The organism is Streptomyces sp. NPDC017202, assembly GCF_044331705.1.
Lineage (GTDB): Bacteria > Actinomycetota > Actinomycetes > Streptomycetales > Streptomycetaceae > Streptomyces.
Genome location: NZ_JBIRNP010000002.1, coordinates 572,360 through 587,457, shown reverse-complemented (window position 1 = coordinate 587,457; position 15,098 = coordinate 572,360). Strand labels below are relative to the sequence as shown.

Genomic DNA, 15,098 nt, shown 5'->3' with positions numbered 1-15,098 from the left:
CGGCGAATCGGGACGGTTTGCTTGAGTCACAACGGACGGCGATCGACACACAAGGCGGATTCGGACACGCCCCCATCAGAAACCGAGGAACCTCCGGAACGATTCGGGGTCGCCGGACGTATTGATACGTAGGCCCTGCTGCTGTGACAGTTGAGAGCAGCTTAGGCCAAGGCATTGACGCGTGTCCGGCGAATGAGAACGTAGGCTGCCCTCATGCCAAAGAAGAGCTCGGGCGGTGGTCTGACGGCGACCCAGCAGGCCGCCAAGTTCCTCGGTGTCAGTGTGCTCGCGGGAGCCGTGCTGGCCGGCATCGCGCTGCCCGCGGTCGGGGCGCTGGGACTGGCCGCGAAGGGGTCGGTGGAGTCCTTCGACGAACTCCCCGCGAACCTCAAGACGCCGCCGCTGAGCCAGCGCACCACGATCCTCGACGCCGAGGGCGACCAGATCGCCACGGTCTACTCCCGGGACCGCACGGTCGTCGACCTGAAGAACATCTCGCCGTATCTGCAGAAGGCGATCGTCGCGATCGAGGACTCCCGCTTCTACCAGCACGGCGCGGTGGACCTGAAGGGCGTCCTGCGCGCCCTCAACAAGAACGCGCAGAGCGGCGGTGTCTCCGAGGGAGCCTCGACGCTCACGCAGCAGTACGTGAAGAACGTCTTCGTCGAGGAGGCCGGCGACGACCCGACGAAGGTCGCGCAGGCCACCCAGCAGACCATCGGCCGGAAGATCCGCGAGCTGAAGTACGCGATCCAGGTCGAGGAGGAGCTGGGCAAGAAGAAGATCCTCGAGAACTACCTGAACATCACCTTCTTCGGCCAGCAGGCCTACGGCGTCGAGGCCGCCTCCCAGCGGTACTTCTCCAAGCACGCCAAGGACCTGACCCTCGCCGAGTCGGCCATGCTGGCCGGCATCGTCCAGTCGCCCAGCCGCTACGACCCCGTCAACGACGAGGCCGAGGCCGTCAAGCGACGCAACGTCGTGCTGGAGCGCATGGCCGAGGTCGGGGACGTCTCGCGGACCGAGGCCGACAAGGCGAAGCAGGCACCTCTGGGCCTGAAGGTCACCCAGCCGAAGAACGGCTGCATCACGGCGGTGCAGGGCGCCAGCTTCTTCTGCAAGTACGTCGAGCGGGTCTTCCTCAGCGACCCGGTCTTCGGCAAGACGAAGGAGGAGCGCGCCAAGGTCTGGAACCAGGGCGGCCTCACCATCCGGACGACGCTCGAACCACAGGCCCAGGCGTCCGTGCAGGACTCGCTGAAGGACCACGTCTACAAGTCGGACAAGGTGGCCGCGGCCGCCACGCTCGTCGAGCCCGGTACCGGCAAGATCCTCGCGATGGGCCAGTCGAAGCCGTACGGCTACGGCAAGAACGAGACCGAGTACAACTTCTCGGTCAACGCCGCGATGGGCGGGTCGAACTTCGGCTTCCCGACCGGCTCGACGTTCAAGCCGTTCGTGGCCGCGGCCGCCCTGGAGCAGGGCAAGCCGCCGACGCAGTCGTACCCGGCGCCGTACCAGATGCCGTACCCCCAGCAGGTCCAGACGTGCAGCGGGAAGCCCTGGGTCAACACCAACAACGAGACCCTGGAGAACGAGTCGGAGTCCGAGACCGGACCGTACGCGCTGAAGGAGGCCATGGAGCTGTCGGTCAACACCTACTTCGTGGAGATGCTCGGCGACATCGGCATGTGCCCCGTGGTGAAGATGACCGACGCCCTCGGCGTCGTCCAGGGCAACGGCGACAAGGTGCCCGAGGTGCCGTCCTCGATGACCCTCGGTTCGACCGGCCTCTCGCCGCTGACCATGGCGAGCGCGTACGCCGCCTTCGCCAGCCGCGGGATGTACTGCACGCCGGTCGCCATCGAGTCGATCACCCAGACCGTGGGCGGCGTGAAGAAGTCGCTGGAGGTCCCGAAGTCGACCTGCTCACGCGCGATGAGCGAGAAGACCGCGGACAGCGTCAACACGCTGCTGAGCGGTGTGACCGACTCCGGCACGGGCAAGCAGGCCGGTCTGTCCGGCCGCGCGAACGCCGGCAAGACGGGTACGACGGACGAGCGCAAGAACGCCTGGTTCGTCGGCTACACGCCGAACCTCTCGGGCGCCGTCTGGGTCGGCAGCGCCTCCCAGAAGGTCAAGATGACCAACATCTCCATCGGCGGCACCTACCACGCCCAGGTCTACGGCGGTGACACCCCCGGCCCGATCTGGCGGGACGCCATGACCGGCGCGCTGGAGGGCAAGGAGGCCCCCTCCTTCAACCTCATCAGCATCCCGAGCGGCGAGAAGGACCCCAAGGAGAACGACCGCGGCGACAACGGCCGCGGCAACGACGACGGGAACAACGGCGACTCGGGCTTCATCGGCGGTCTCATCGACGGCGGCACGACGGACGGCACCTCCGGCGGCATCAGCCTCCCGGACAACCTGTTCCAGGGACAGGGCAACGGGAGCGGCGGAGGCAGGGGGCGGGGCTGAGGCCCCGGGCACCTCTTCCACGGCTACGGCCCCTGCCCCCCTTCCGAGGGGGCAGGGGCCGTAGCCGTCACTGCTGGGCGCAGGGTCCAGGTGTCCTGCGACGGGTCAGGTCAGCCCGCGAGGGCCTTCTTGACCACGGCGGCGACGCGGCCGCCCTCCGCCAGACCGGCCACCTTGGGGTTCACGATCTTCATGACGGCGCCCATCGCCCGCGGCCCCTCGGCACCGGCCGCCCTGGCCTCCGCGACGGCCTGGGTGACGATGACCTCCAGCTCGTCGTCGCTGAGCTGCTTGGGCAGGTACGCGGCGAGGATCTCGCCCTCCGCCCGCTCCCGCTCGGCCGACTCCGCGCGACCACCCTGCGCGAAGGCGTCCGCGGCCTCGCGGCGCTTCTTCGCCTCGCGGCCGATCACCTTCTGCACCTCGTCGTCGGAGAGCTCGCGCTTGGTGGTGCCCGCGACCTCTTCCTTCGTGATGGCGGTGAGGGTCAGCCGGAGCGTCGAGGAGCGGAGCTCGTCGCGCTCCTTGATCGCAGCGTTGAGGTCTTCCTTGAGCTTCGACTTGAGCGTGGTCATGAGGGTGATTGTCGCAGGTGCGGACGGAACGCCGCCCCTTCATTTACACCCGCACGGGCGGCGTTCCCTCCAGGAGCGGCACGTGCGGGACATCAGGGACAACTGAGGGTCGTCTCAGGGAGGTTCCGGGGACGGTGGCGTCCTGGCCGCAGAACGGGTCTGACACGATGGTCGTATGCGCGCGCGATACGGAGTACCTCTGTCCATCGCGGCGGCTGGCGCCGCCGGTCTGGTGTACGCGGCGGGTTTCGAGGCCCGCTCCTTCCGCCTCCGGAGGGTGACGGTCCCCGTCCTGCCCGCCGGGATGCGCCCCCTGCGCGTGTTGCAGGTCTCCGACATCCACATGGTGAGCGGCCAGCGCAAGAAGCAGCGCTGGCTGCGCTCGCTGGCCGGCCTGCGCCCCGACTTCGTGATCAACACCGGCGACAACCTGTCCGACCCGGAGGGCGTCCCCGAGGTCCTCGACGCGCTCGGCCCGCTGATGGAGTTCCCGGGGGCGTACGTCTTCGGCTCCAACGACTACTACGGCCCCAAGCTGCGCAATCCCGCCCGCTACCTGTTCGAGAAGGCCCAGGGCCGGCACGGACTGAACGGCAACGCTCCCGCGGTCGACGTCGTCCACAATCCGTGGGAGGACCTGCGCGACGGATTCGACGGCGCGGGCTGGCTCAACCTCACCAACACCCGCGGCACCCTGAAGGTCGAGGGCGTGTCGGTCGAGCTGACGGGACTGGACGACCCGCACATCAAGCGGGACCGGTACGCGCAGGTGGCCGGCGGCCCCTCGGAGACGGCGGACTTCTCGATGGGCGTCGTGCACGCGCCGTACCTCCGCGTCCTGGACTCGTACACGGCGGACGGCTACCCCCTGGTCCTGGCCGGCCACACGCACGGCGGCCAGCTCTGCATCCCCTTCTACGGCGCCCTCGTCACCAACTGCGACCTGGACACGGACCGGGTGAAGGGCCTGTCCACCCACACGGCGGAGAGCCGGACGGCCTACCTGCACGTGTCGGCCGGCTGCGGCACCAACCGCTACACACCCGTGCGGTTCGCGTGCCCGCCGGAGGTGACGTTGTTGACGCTGGTGGGGAGGGAGTAGCGGGAGGGGTTCGAAGGCCTGGGGCGCCAGGGGCCGACGGGTGGGCAGGGAGAAGCGCTCTCCCCCGAACGGACCACCCGCATCGCCCCCTTTGCCCCTTCTTCCTAGCGTGAGGGCATGACCGCCCCGATACCCAGGGACATGCCGGACCTGCCGGCGATCCCGCGGACGCACGCGCTCCTGCCCTCCTTCGTCCCCGCCTCCGCGGTGGTGGCCCCGGCACGCCGCCCGTCGGCGGGCGTCCTCCGGCTGCTCATCGCGGGGACGGCGACCGGCGCCGTGACCCTCGCACTGCTGCTCGGCAGCCCACTGCGGGTGCTGAGCCACTTCTCGGTCCAGAGCACGATCCTGCTGGCCCTGGTCACCCTGGTGTCGGCCCGCCGCGCCTGGACGGCACGCCGCCCCCTCCCCTCCACCCTGACGGGTGCGGCACTGCTCTACGCCGTGGCCAACGGGCTGGTGTACCACCTGCTGCTGGCGGACGCGGCGAGTCCGTACTCGGTGACGGGCGCGACCGGCGCCCCGACGGGCTGGCACGCGGTCGCCCACCACCTCCTGCACACGGTGGTCCCGGCGGCGGCCGTCCTGGACTGGCTGCTGCTGACGGCCCCGGCCCACCTGCACCTGCGCCAGGCGGCGACCTGGCTGGTCTACCCGCTGGTCTACCTGGGCTTCTCCCTGGCCCGCGCCGCGCTGATCACCGTCGGCGCCCCTGACCGCTACCTCTACCCCTTCCTGGACGTCGCGGCCCACGGCTACAGGCACACCCTGGCCAACGCGCTCCTCCTCGGCCTCTCCCTCTACGCCCTGGCCGTCCTCCTGGTCGCCCTCGACCACGCCCGCCCTAACCCCGTCCGCCACCGCGGCAAAACCGGATTTCGTCTCCGGCCACCGGTGGGCTAAAGTAAACGACGTCGCCGCGACAAGCAGTAGAGCAGCGACATCGGGGTGTAGCGCAGCTTGGTAGCGCGCTTCGTTCGGGACGAAGAGGTCGTGGGTTCAAATCCCGCCACCCCGACAGTGAAGTACCAGGTCAGGGGCCTGATCCGCAACGCGGGTCGGGCCCCTGAGTGGTTCCGGGGCCCTTTGGGGAGTCAGGCGATGACGTCAGCCGGGACGCGTCGAGGTGAACTGCTCACCAGAGAGGGCGCCTCCCTCTTGCAGGGGTTCATCGAGGGGATGGAGCGTCGGTCTCGTCGCTTCTGCCGTGTCGCGCGGACGAAGGCGAAATCATCGGCTCCCCGGACCCGCCGACGAGCCGCTAATGGGAGGCTCCCGTCACGATGCCCAGAAGCGTGAGCACGAAGAAGGCCGTGCCCCAGGCCAGTGCGTGGCGTATGCAGCGGTATTTGGTCCAGACGATCTGGGACAGGATCACCAGCTGACTCAGGTCCCGGGACACGGGATCGGTACGACGCACCGTCCGCTCCAGGTGTGCGACGGACACCGCCAGCCGCGCGTCGCCGAAGTAGTGGGTACGGTAGTGGTGCGGGTTTCCGAGTCGTGGGGTCATGGCCAGGCCCAGCAGGACGAGTGCCGGCACACAGGCGGCGCAGCCGACCCAGAGAAGGAGTTGTGGGACGAGCGGGTAGTGCCGCGGGGCGACGACACCGCTGCCGATCGCACCGAGCAGGGCGGTCAGGGTCGCTCCCAAGGATGCCAGGACGAGACCGGCCTTGTTGTCGGCCCTCGCGAGCTCCTCACGTGCCTCGGACAGCAGGACCCTGGCGAGTGCTGCGCCCCGGTCGGGTGTGGTGCCGGTGTCGTTGTCGGGATCTGTGCCGGCGCCGCCTCCGGGTGTGGTCATGCCTCTCCCTCCTTTCCATCCGTGTCAGACGGCCGCCCCGGCGTGTGGGGCGGCCGTGGTGCCGTGTTCTCGGTGCGGGCAGGTGTCAGACCGTCGAGGAGCGGCGGATCTCGTCCTCCAGCGTGTTCACCGCTTGACGAACCCGGATGTTCATCGTTGCCGTGTGCTCCCGGAGCGCCGCCTCCGACTCGACGCGATGGCGTCGGACCTTCTGTTCGAGGGCGTCCTGAGCGATCTCGAGGTTCGCCATGGCTCGGCGCTCGGCAAGCCGGACTTCCTCGCCGTGGATCTTCACCGCGCTGTTGCTCTCGCCGGTGAGCATCCGGTCGTACGCGGTTTCACCGCTCAGGTACTTCACCAGCACGGGGAGCACGTCGAGCAGGACGAACAGCAGCCGGACCAGCCAGATACCCACGAACAGCACCGGGTTCCCGCTCGCAAGTTCGTCGAGTGCCCGGATCCGTTCCAGGACGCCGATCTCCTTCTGCTTGGCGCGCTCACCGTCCAGCCGCCGCTCGATGCCTTCGGCCCGAGCCTTGAGGAACGCGCCGCGTGACGAGGTCAGCTCGGCCTCGATCTCCGAGATGCGGCTGTTCATGCCGACGAGTCGCTTCTCGTTCGCACGGGTGTGATGGGTGGTCCGGTAGTCGCGTGCCTTGCCGCGCAGACGCAGGCATTCGGACGTCCGCTGATACAGACCGGTGGCGGCTGTGCGGATCAGCCTGCGGCACTCGTCACGCACCTCGGAGTCAATGGCCTCCAGTCTGGTGGTGTCCTGGTCCACGCGCTTCTGCAGGGCGGCAGCGTCCGAGCGCAGGGCGACCAGTTCCTCGGCACGCTCGCCGGGCGTCGCGCCGAAGGAGAGGACGTACGACCTGTCGCACCCATTCGGAATGGCGGTCTGCGTCGTGGACGGTACGGGGTTGCAGCGAACCAGGTTCGTGCGCAACCGGTCGACGACGTCCGTACGTTCGTCTGCGACATGCTGTTCAATGGCTGTCTGGAAGATGCGCAGCACCAACGGCTCCGCAATCACCGTGCCGAGCATCAGAGCGATCAGCAGCCGCGTGAGAAGAGGCCCGATCCGCCGTCGCGTGTTCGGCTGAGGAGTGACCAGCCAGCGGTCGAGGTTGAGCACGAACAGCATCCAGATGACCGTGGGGATCAGAGCCGTGAGGGAGACCCTGCCGAGCGCCTCGGTCGCGAAGTTCCACATGGAGAAAGCTGCGATGACGGAGGTACCGAGCACCACCCCGCCGAGGGCTGTGTACTTGCTCCGCTCGTACCTGACCCTGGCCAGCAACTCCTCGTCGACGCCGGTCAGGGTACGCAGACGTCGTGCGGCGTCGAAGCCGAGGCGGTCGGTGGTGTGGTCAAGGGTCTCTTCACCGATGGTGCGGGCAGAGGGTTCCATGTCCCTGGTGGGTGCAGAGGTCCCACTGCCCATGGTGCGGGCAGTGGCCCGGCCGTTCGTGGTACGGAAGGCAGCCTCATCGCCGGTGCTCCGGCCGTCCACCGTGCCGGAGGGCGTCACATGGCTCGTCAGGAAGTCAGTCAACGAGATCGTCCTCGTCCTTGACGAAACCGCCCTCAGGGTCGCGCGAACCACCCCGACCAGCCGCTGTGCGGCCGGGGTGCGCCCGGCCCGACTCGACCATGCGGGCGGTGTCCGTGGCGGCTCCGATGCCGTGCGCGGTCCGGCCGCCCATCTCCCGCAGGACCTGGTCCAGCATCTGGTGGTAGTCGACGTATTCGCTGCCGGCGGCCTGCCGCAGCAGTGTCAGCAGCATCTCGCGGCGTATCTGCGCCTCCGCCGTCTCCATCGACTGTGCGTGGGCCCGGTCCGTCGTTTCGGCCTTGTGACGGCGGGCCGACTCCTCCTCGGTGATCCGGTGGATGCGGGCCGCCGCCTCGGTGACGTCGATCTCCTTCCGCGCGATGCCGAAGGCGTCCACGTGATCGGATCCCTGGGAGAGCAGTTCCGCGATCCGGAGCGCGTCCTGAGTCTCGAAATCGCGCTGTCCACGCTGGAGTTCCCAGGAGCGCCGCTCATCGCGCAGCTTCTGCTCCCAGTCCCGCAGCGCCTCCGACGCGTGGACCTCGGCGCTGACGAACTCGACGCTCATACCCGCGACACGGGGCGGCACGATCGCGCTGTAGGCGGTCATACGGTGGCCGGCCTCGGTACGGACCGCGTTGATCTCTTCCACGCGGTGTCCGGCGCTCACCCTCGGCAGGTCGCTGTCGCCCATCAGGTAGGCCCGCAGAGGAACGGTGACGTCGATGATGCCCTGCCGTGCGACGACGGCCGGGTCTGTCACCTGACAGGTGAAGGAGGCCCTCACGGTGAAATTGTCCGCCTCGCTCATCGACGGCAGCGGGCGCTCCACATCGACCAGACGCGCCCGGGTGTCGACCAGGCTGACCGAGGAGGCGTCGAGCACGTCGGGGTGGGACGGGTCGAACACCATGCCCTCGGGGAAAGTGCGGTAGTTCCCGCCGACTCTGAAGACATGGACCGCGCCGGCGGGCAGCGGCGGCACGTCCTCGCGGCGGCGGCGCCGAGACCACCAAGTGCCCTGGACCGTGGCCAGGATGTGCTCGGCTATGACCGGGTAGTTCACTTGCTTCGGCCTCCTTGAGCGGAAGGGAAGGGAACGGTGGAAAGAAGGGAGGCGGTGGAGCGCCGGGAGTCCGCCGAGGTCTGGACGCGCAGTGATCCGAGGAGCACCTGTGCCAGTTGGACGGCACCGGGGATCGCGTGATCGGGGTGCCTGAGCGCGATGGACAGGTGGTGACGCAGCGCGGTCCACTGCCTCGGGCTCATGGCGTTCCGCATGCCTTCGCCGAGTTCGCGCACGGCACCGGTGACGGACGGATCGTCGCGCAACTGCACCAGCGTCCGGCACAGCGCGCTCACCGCCCGGCTCCGGTTGCTGCTGTGCAGGACGTCCACCCACAGCGACGCGAGATGGCGGGCGCTGTCCGGGACACCGCGCAGGAGGGCGGCGGTCATGGGCTCGGCGGTCTCCAGCCGGTTGGCTTCCAGGAGTTGGACGGCGATCCTCAGCGCGATCGACCGTTCGCGGGAGCCCGGCGCCACCTTGGCGATCACGGTCCGTACGTACCGGAGAATCAACAGGACGCGTTCGGGTTCCCGTTCCGCGGTCTGCAACAGCAGCACCAGGGAGCGACGGGCCGAGAACGCGACCCGCTCGCCCCGGCACGCCAGGAACCACAGCCATGTGAGCGCATCCATTCGGTAGAGCGAGCCCAGGCGGCCCGTCAGCGCCATGGCCGCCGTCATCGCACGCTCCGCGCCGCGGTTGTCGACCCAGCTCACGACGGTGCTCAGAGCCTGCGGGGCGAGGTGTTCGACGTCGCACATGAACTGGAGCGTCAGCGCGGCGGTCACCCGCTGGTTGGTGACACCGTCGGACCAGACCGTCAGCAGGCTCTCGTCGACCTCGACCAGGGCGTACCGGGCGAGCAGCGCGACACCTCGGGCCACCTCCGTCCGGGTGTCCAGGTCGCCCAGCAGTGCCAGCTCGCCCAGCCACCGGCGCAGCGGGTACCAGAGTTCGTAGCCGTACAGGTCGTACAGCTCCGCGATGACGAGTTCGCGGATGCGTGGCGAGGTGAAGACCAGGCACCTCTCGGTGCGCCCGGCCTTCCGGCTCGGGCCGAGCCGGTGCTCGGTCGTCACGAGCCCCACCGCTCGTTCACGCCACCGGGCCCGGGACTGGCCGGCCACCGCACCGCTCGAGGGCACCGCGGTCGGTCCGTTCGGCTCCGCGACCGGCGTCTCGCCGCTCTGCTCCCAGTTGCGCACATGTGTGGCGAGCGCGGCGCACTCCTTCTCGAACGTCCGCTCCGGGATGCCCTCAAGGAAGGCCAGGGCCGCAAGCGGAAGGAGATCGTCCGCGGCCGGCCGCTCGCCGAACCATCCCTGCACCCGCTCCCGGTGGCGGTCCCGGAGGGTGTCCAGCGCTTTCTCCGCACCCTCCCGGGACAGGGCCAAGGCCGCTGCGACGACGTCCGCAGGCCGCCGCTGTTCGCTGACGCGCTCCAGCAGCTCCTTCTCGATGCCCGGCTCGAGGCCGGTTTCCGGCAGCTGCCTCCTGCAGTGCTCGAACAGTTCCTCGGGATCCGGCGCCTGCCACGGTACGCAGTGGTCCCGCAGCGCCAGCCGCCGACGGGCCGTGTCGCCCGCCGTGATCACCAGGTACGACCCCTTGCGGCCCAGTTCCTCACTCAGCCGCCCGATGTCGTACGCCTGTACGGCCTCGGGTCGCAGTTCACCGACGTAGTCGAGGATGACGTACCCCTGCCCCGGCTTGAGGTCCTGCGAAGCCGCCAGGTCGGCGAGGGCGTTGGCGGGTGACAGGCTGCGCAGCCTGGCCTCCTTGCCCAGGATCCTCCTGAGCAGGGCAAGGGAGCCAGCGCCCCGGCCGCAGTTGTCCTGGCCGGTCAGTACGACGAGAGCGTCCTCGCGCAGTTTGCCGAACGCCTCGTCGAAGCGGGGTTGCGGGGGAAGGTAGAACCGCAGGGCACGGTCCACCTCCACGGGCTCGACGGTGCCGGGGGCAAGTCCGGGAGACGAGGCCGCGCCGAAGCCGAATGCGGCGCCGGAGGCGTCGACGACACCGTAGAAGTTGTTGTTGACGAGCTGGTGGACGCGGCGCAGATCGTCGAAGCCCCGGTCGTCCTCCTTCCGCTCGTCCGGTTCCTCGCGCCGCTCGGCGGTCACGTCTCCGCCGGTGACCGGGCCCGGACCATCCCCTGTGGCCTCCGGCGCGTCGCCTTCCTCGCCAAAAAACGGTACGGCCGGCCCCTCGTCCGGGCCCGAAGCGTCAGCCACCGGCGCTCCCGAAGCCGAAGACGGCACCCCGGGCATCCACGGATCCGGCCACGTTGGTGACGTTGATGCTTTCGGCGCGGTACTCGTTGCTGATCCCCGTTCCGCCCTCGGTCACGGCCGCGGCCGCCGGTCCGAGCCGGTCCGCCGCGGGCATCCCCGACGCCGGAGCCACAAACCTCCCCGCCTCCGCGGTTCCGGGCTCACGTGAGGTACCGGCCGGCACGCCGAGCGCGGGCACGCTCAGCCAGGCAACTGCTTCGTACTCCTTCACCTGAACGGTGACGTGGGTGAAGTCATCGGTGGACAGAGTCGTGTGACCACCCGCCACCGTGGACCGGAAGACGTCGTCGGACAGCAGCAGCACCAAGTCGGCGTCGGGGTGCGCTGCCAGGGCGTCGTAGAGCTGACGCGCGCCCAGCAGTCGTGCCGTAGCCACCACGGCCGAACCGGCGAAGCCGTTCTCAGCCAGCTCCACCAGCCCTTGGTGCACCACCGCCCGCAGGCGCATCCGGGCCTCGGGCACTCGCTGGGCGTTGTACCGGCGCAGTTCGGCGACGAGGTGGCGGACGTAGTCGTCGACCAGCCGTGGCTCGGTGCCGTCCAGGGGACGCACCGCGAGCTGTTCGTCGCCCTTGCGCTGGATCTGCCACCGCGCGCGGTCCAGGCCAGCGCCCCTGGCAGCGCGGTCGAGCAGCCGCGGCAGGTCGTGCTGGATTTCGGACTGGCTACGGTCGTTCTTGCTGCCGTAGGCCTGCGCGTCCACGGCTATACAGGCGCAGTGACAGAACCCGGACCACTCAAGCACCGGATCATTCCTCTCTGGGCAGGGTGTGGGCGAACACGGCCCACGAAGTGCTGCCCGAGAGGCTAGGAGAGTCCGGGTGAGGTGATCCCGTATCAATACGGGTTGTCAGCCAGAACTTTGGCGAATTCAAGCAGTTTCGGAACGTCACAGATGGTTATGTTTCGGTAACTGCGTTCCACCAGCCCTTTGGCGGCGAGAGTGGCAAGGCTCTTTTCGGCCGTGTTGAGAGCGAGGCCGGCCAGCGACGCGAGTTCTTTCTGGGTGAGCGTCACGCCGAGGTCGCACCGCTTGCCGTCGCCGTCCGGCACGGGCTGGGCGTAAGCCTGACTCAACTCGGCCAGGACCCGGGCCAACCGGGTCAGCGAGTCGTACGCCTGGAAGTCGATCCGTCGCCGGTTGGCCCAGCGCAGCCGGGCGCACAGCATGTGGAGGATGGCCCGCACGGCGTCCGGGTGACGGGTGAGGAAGTCTTCCAGCGCCCGCACCTGGATGATCCGGGCGGTCACGTCACTGCACGCGACCACCGTGCCGGACCTGGGGCGCTCCTCGAAGGCCGCCATTTCTCCTACCAGGTCCCCCGCTATGCGTACGGCGAGCAGCATGTCGTAACCGCTCTCCGCGCTGGCGACCACCTTCACGACACCACTCGTGATCAACAGGACGTGCCGGCTCTCGTCGCCCTGCTGCAGCAGCGTCCGATGCGGCGGATAGGCGATCGGAGTTCCTTGCCTCAGCAGTTCGTCGCGTGTGGCATTTCGTAACCGGCCGAGAAAGGTGGACGGCGGCCACGCGTGATTCACCAGTACCCCCGACGATCTCGCTCTGCGGCGCAACGCGCAGTTCAGATGCCTGCCCATGCTGCCGTCGAATCGCGTTCCGGAAAACAGTCAGGGCAAGAGGTGGCCTGTTTTCCCTCCCGGCAGCCGGAATCGACCGAATGAATGTTCCCTGAAAGAACAAACGGTCCGGCCTTGGAGTGCCGTGATCTGTCCCTCACCGTGCAGTGGGCCTCGGGGCAGGTCCGCTGCCTGAGCGGCCCTGCGGACCGGCTGTCCGGCGAGGTGGCCGCGTCGACTCACCGAATGTTCTGTGAGGCGGAAGAGGCGGAGTGCCCACGCATGGAGAGGGTCTGCCGGCCGTGGCCGAGGCACGGGGGCGAGGTACGAGGGGGCGAGGTACGGGGGGCGCCAGTGTGCCGTGGAGCCGCCGCCGGGGCGGTCCGTGGGGGGGATCATGGGGGTGGGTGGATGGCATCGTGTGTGGTGTCAGGCGCTGCTTCCTCGCATGGTGGGAGGGGGGCGACGAACCGGGAAAGGACCGGCGACATGATCATCTTCGGGACCAAGGGATATCTGTACCAGCTCGCGATACTGACGCTGGTGTGCGGGCGTTGCGGCAATCCGTCCGCGCACACGCTGCGGAAGCGCGTCACGAAGTTCACGCTGTTCTTCGTGCCGCTGTTCCCGATCTCGACGAAGTACGCCACGCAGTGCACGTTCTGCGGGGCGGAGCAGAAGCTGGTGAAGGAGCAGGCCGAGCACCTGCAGGCCCAGGCCGCCGGCGGTCAGGGCGGGCAGGCGTACGGGCAGCCGCAGCAGCAGCCGTACCAGTCCTGACACCACCACTGGCGTCCGCTGCCGTCTCGGCTCAGGTGTTCCACGTCTCGTCGTAGGGATCCTTCGGCGCGGGTGTCGGCCTGGCCGCGGTGACCTCGATGAAGGGGATCGGGCCGTCGTTGACGGGATCCTTGACGCGGTGCGGGGTGTAGGTGCCGGTGATCTCCAGCCAGGTGTCCGGCTGCAGTACCGGGGGGATCCGGCCGGTCAGACCCACTTTGACCGGCTGGGCGTCCGCCGCGCAGCAGTTGAGGGCCATGCGGACCAGGTACGGGGTGCCGTCGCGGTCCAGTGCCAGGAAGCCGGTGAGCCGGATGCGGCGGCCGGTGAGCGTGCGGCCGTCGTCGTAGGCCGCGCGGCCCGCGTAGTCGACCAGGCTGAGGCGGAGGGGGTCCGCGGCGGGCAGCGCCGGGTAGGCCAGCGGCTCCTGGAGCGCCGTACCGGCGCGGGTGGCGCTGTACGAGCCGAGGGCCGGCGGGGCGACCAGGATCAGGGCGAGGAGGGGCAGGACGAGCAGCCAGGAGACGCGGGGTTCGGGGTGGGAGTGGCGGGCCCGGGGGGTGGTGGCGCTCTCCTTCGGCCGCGTCGCGCGCCACTCGTACCAGGCCGTCGCCAGTGCCGTCGCGATCAGGACCGCGCCCGCCGCCAGGAGCAGGGGGCGCAGGCCCGCCTTCACGTAGCGCAGGTAGAGGTCGGTGGTGCCCGCGTGCAGCAGGCTCGCGCCGAGGAGGAACAGGACGGCCGACTGGGCCTGGCGGTTCACAGCAGCACCGCCCCGGTCAGGACCGCTCCGGTGATCGCCAGCACGAAGGTGAGGGGCGCGAAGCGGAGGGCGAAGCCGCGGCCGAACGTACCGGCCTGCATCGCGAACAGTTTCAGGTCGATCATCGGGCCGACGACGAGGAAGGCCAGCCGGGCCGTCAGCGAGAACTGCGTCAGCGACGCCGCCACGAACGCGTCCGCCTCCGAGCAGATCGACAGGACCACCGCCAGCACCGCGAGCGACAGCACCGCCACCGCCGGGTTGCCGGCCGCCGTGCGCAGCCAGTGCTCCGGGGCCACCGCCTTCAGCGTCGCCGCCGCCATCGCGCCCACCACCAGGAAACCGCCCGCATGCATCACGTCGTGGCGTGTCGAGTCCCAGAACGCCTCGCCCCTGCTCCGGCCCTCGTGCCGGGCGTGCGCCGACGGCCGCATCCAGTCCGTGCGGCCCAGGCGGTGCCACAGCCAGCCCATGGCGCAGGCCACCAGCAGGCTCGCCACGAAGCGGGCCAGGACCATCTCCGGGTTCCGGGGGAACGCCACCGCCGTCGCCGTCAGCACGATCGGGTTGATCGCCGGGGCGGAGAGGAGGAAGGCGAGCGCCGCGGCGGGGGTCACCCCGCGGCGCACCAGCGCACCCGCGACCGGTACGGACGCGCACTCGCAGCCCGGCAGGACCGCGCCCGCCAGGCCGGCCACCGGGACCGCCAGCGCGGGCCGGTGGGGCAGGGCCCGGGCGAAGAAGGACGGCGGGACGTAGACCGCGATCGCCGCCGACAGCAGGACGCCCAGGACGAGGAACGGCAGCGCCTGGATCATCACCGCCACGAACACCGTCGTCCAGGTCTGCATCACCGGGGCGGAGAGCGCGCGGCGCAGGGGGGCCTGGAGCAGCACCATGAGGAGCAGGAGGAGGGTGAGGGCCAGGGGGGAGGTCGGACGGCGGGGGGCAGGGGGCGCGTTGCCGTCCTCGCTCGGGGTGCCCGGCGGGTTCGAGGTGCCCGCCGTGTCGAGGGTGCCCGGCTGCTTCGGGGCCTGTTCGGTCGTGGCCACGGGTGGGGCACCTCCGGGTCGCTTCGTTCTCCCTCC

13 protein-coding genes and 1 tRNA gene are annotated in these 15,098 nt (G+C 69.6%); 5 read left to right on the top strand and 9 right to left on the bottom strand.

Annotated elements, in window-relative coordinates:
• Positions 1-213: 213 nt before the first annotated feature.
• On the top strand, positions 214-2,481 hold the full coding sequence (locus tag ACH4N1_RS06910) for a transglycosylase domain-containing protein (protein WP_398095029.1): 2,268 nt from the start codon (positions 214-216) through the stop codon (positions 2,479-2,481).
• Positions 2,482-2,591: 110 nt separating this feature from the next.
• Here the strand turns inward: ACH4N1_RS06910 and ACH4N1_RS06905 are convergent, their stop codons facing one another.
• The gene (locus ACH4N1_RS06905) at positions 2,592-3,056 is read right to left on the bottom strand and encodes a GatB/YqeY domain-containing protein (protein ID WP_398095027.1); all 465 of its coding nucleotides are present in this window, start codon (positions 3,054-3,056) and stop codon (positions 2,592-2,594) included.
• A 175-nt stretch (positions 3,057-3,231) separates the two neighbouring features.
• On the opposite strand from ACH4N1_RS06905, the gene ACH4N1_RS06900 reads away from it, so the two are divergent.
• The 3 genes from ACH4N1_RS06900 (at position 3,232) to ACH4N1_RS06890 (ending at position 5,176) form a co-directional block, all read left to right on the top strand.
• The gene (locus ACH4N1_RS06900) at positions 3,232-4,158 is read left to right on the top strand and encodes a metallophosphoesterase (protein WP_366058477.1); all 927 of its coding nucleotides are present in this window, start codon (positions 3,232-3,234) and stop codon (positions 4,156-4,158) included.
• A 117-nt stretch (positions 4,159-4,275) separates the two neighbouring features.
• Positions 4,276-5,061 carry a Pr6Pr family membrane protein gene (locus tag ACH4N1_RS06895; RefSeq protein WP_398095026.1) on the top strand — a complete coding sequence of 262 codons (786 nt, stop codon included), beginning with the start codon at positions 4,276-4,278 and terminating at the stop codon, positions 5,059-5,061.
• A 41-nt stretch (positions 5,062-5,102) separates the two neighbouring features.
• A tRNA-Pro gene (locus ACH4N1_RS06890) sits at positions 5,103-5,176 on the top strand.
• A gap of 243 nt (positions 5,177-5,419) precedes the next feature.
• Here ACH4N1_RS06890 and ACH4N1_RS06885 read toward each other — a convergent pair.
• The 6 genes from ACH4N1_RS06885 to ACH4N1_RS06860 form a co-directional block, all read right to left on the bottom strand.
• Positions 5,420-5,965: a Pycsar system effector family protein gene (locus ACH4N1_RS06885; RefSeq protein WP_398095024.1), complete on the bottom strand. Its 546-nt coding sequence runs from the start codon at positions 5,963-5,965 to the stop codon at positions 5,420-5,422.
• Between the two features lie 85 nt (positions 5,966-6,050).
• A complete protein-coding gene (locus ACH4N1_RS06880) occupies positions 6,051-7,523 on the bottom strand; it encodes a DUF4407 domain-containing protein (protein WP_398095023.1) in 1,473 nt (490 codons plus the stop codon).
• Positions 7,516-8,589 carry a hypothetical protein gene (locus tag ACH4N1_RS06875; RefSeq protein ID WP_398095022.1) on the bottom strand — a complete coding sequence of 358 codons (1,074 nt, stop codon included), beginning with the start codon at positions 8,587-8,589 and terminating at the stop codon, positions 7,516-7,518. The genes ACH4N1_RS06880 and ACH4N1_RS06875 overlap by 8 nt, the downstream gene beginning before the upstream one ends.
• Positions 8,586-10,715 carry a hypothetical protein gene (locus ACH4N1_RS06870; RefSeq protein WP_398095021.1) on the bottom strand — a complete coding sequence of 710 codons (2,130 nt, stop codon included), beginning with the start codon at positions 10,713-10,715 and terminating at the stop codon, positions 8,586-8,588. Before ACH4N1_RS06870 ends, ACH4N1_RS06875 begins: the two co-directional genes overlap by 4 nt.
• A 103-nt stretch (positions 10,716-10,818) precedes the next feature.
• Positions 10,819-11,631, bottom strand: a complete 813-nt coding sequence (locus ACH4N1_RS06865) for a hypothetical protein (RefSeq protein ID WP_398095019.1) — start codon at positions 11,629-11,631, stop codon at positions 10,819-10,821.
• A 92-nt stretch (positions 11,632-11,723) separates the two neighbouring features.
• The gene (locus ACH4N1_RS06860) at positions 11,724-12,488 is read right to left on the bottom strand and encodes a Crp/Fnr family transcriptional regulator (protein WP_398095018.1); all 765 of its coding nucleotides are present in this window, start codon (positions 12,486-12,488) and stop codon (positions 11,724-11,726) included.
• 468 nt (positions 12,489-12,956) lie between these two features.
• Here ACH4N1_RS06860 and ACH4N1_RS06855 point away from each other — a divergent pair, with 468 nt between their 5' ends.
• Positions 12,957-13,247, top strand: a complete 291-nt coding sequence (locus ACH4N1_RS06855) for a zinc-ribbon domain-containing protein (protein ID WP_398095017.1) — start codon at positions 12,957-12,959, stop codon at positions 13,245-13,247.
• 31 nt (positions 13,248-13,278) lie between these two features.
• Here the strand turns inward: ACH4N1_RS06855 and ACH4N1_RS06850 are convergent, their stop codons facing one another.
• Both ACH4N1_RS06850 and ACH4N1_RS06845 read right to left on the bottom strand, forming a co-directional pair.
• On the bottom strand, positions 13,279-14,010 hold the full coding sequence (locus tag ACH4N1_RS06850) for a TIGR03943 family putative permease subunit (protein ID WP_398095016.1): 732 nt from the start codon (positions 14,008-14,010) through the stop codon (positions 13,279-13,281).
• The gene (locus tag ACH4N1_RS06845; protein ID WP_398095015.1) at positions 14,007-15,062 is read right to left on the bottom strand and encodes a permease; all 1,056 of its coding nucleotides are present in this window, start codon (positions 15,060-15,062) and stop codon (positions 14,007-14,009) included. The genes ACH4N1_RS06850 and ACH4N1_RS06845 overlap by 4 nt, the downstream gene beginning before the upstream one ends.
• Positions 15,063-15,098: the final 36 nt, after the last annotated feature.

Coding starts and splice junctions, on each gene's coding strand:
- ACH4N1_RS06910 (WP_398095029.1), top strand. CDS start 214: ATGCCAAAGAAGAGCTCGGGCGGTGGTCTGACGGCGACCCAGCAGGCC.
- ACH4N1_RS06905 (WP_398095027.1), bottom strand. CDS start 3,056: ATGACCACGCTCAAGTCGAAGCTCAAGGAAGACCTCAACGCTGCGATC.
- ACH4N1_RS06900 (WP_366058477.1), top strand. CDS start 3,232: ATGCGCGCGCGATACGGAGTACCTCTGTCCATCGCGGCGGCTGGCGCC.
- ACH4N1_RS06895 (WP_398095026.1), top strand. CDS start 4,276: ATGACCGCCCCGATACCCAGGGACATGCCGGACCTGCCGGCGATCCCG.
- ACH4N1_RS06885 (WP_398095024.1), bottom strand. CDS start 5,965: ATGACCACACCCGGAGGCGGCGCCGGCACAGATCCCGACAACGACACC.
- ACH4N1_RS06860 (WP_398095018.1), bottom strand. CDS start 12,488: ATGGGCAGGCATCTGAACTGCGCGTTGCGCCGCAGAGCGAGATCGTCG.
- ACH4N1_RS06855 (WP_398095017.1), top strand. CDS start 12,957: ATGATCATCTTCGGGACCAAGGGATATCTGTACCAGCTCGCGATACTG.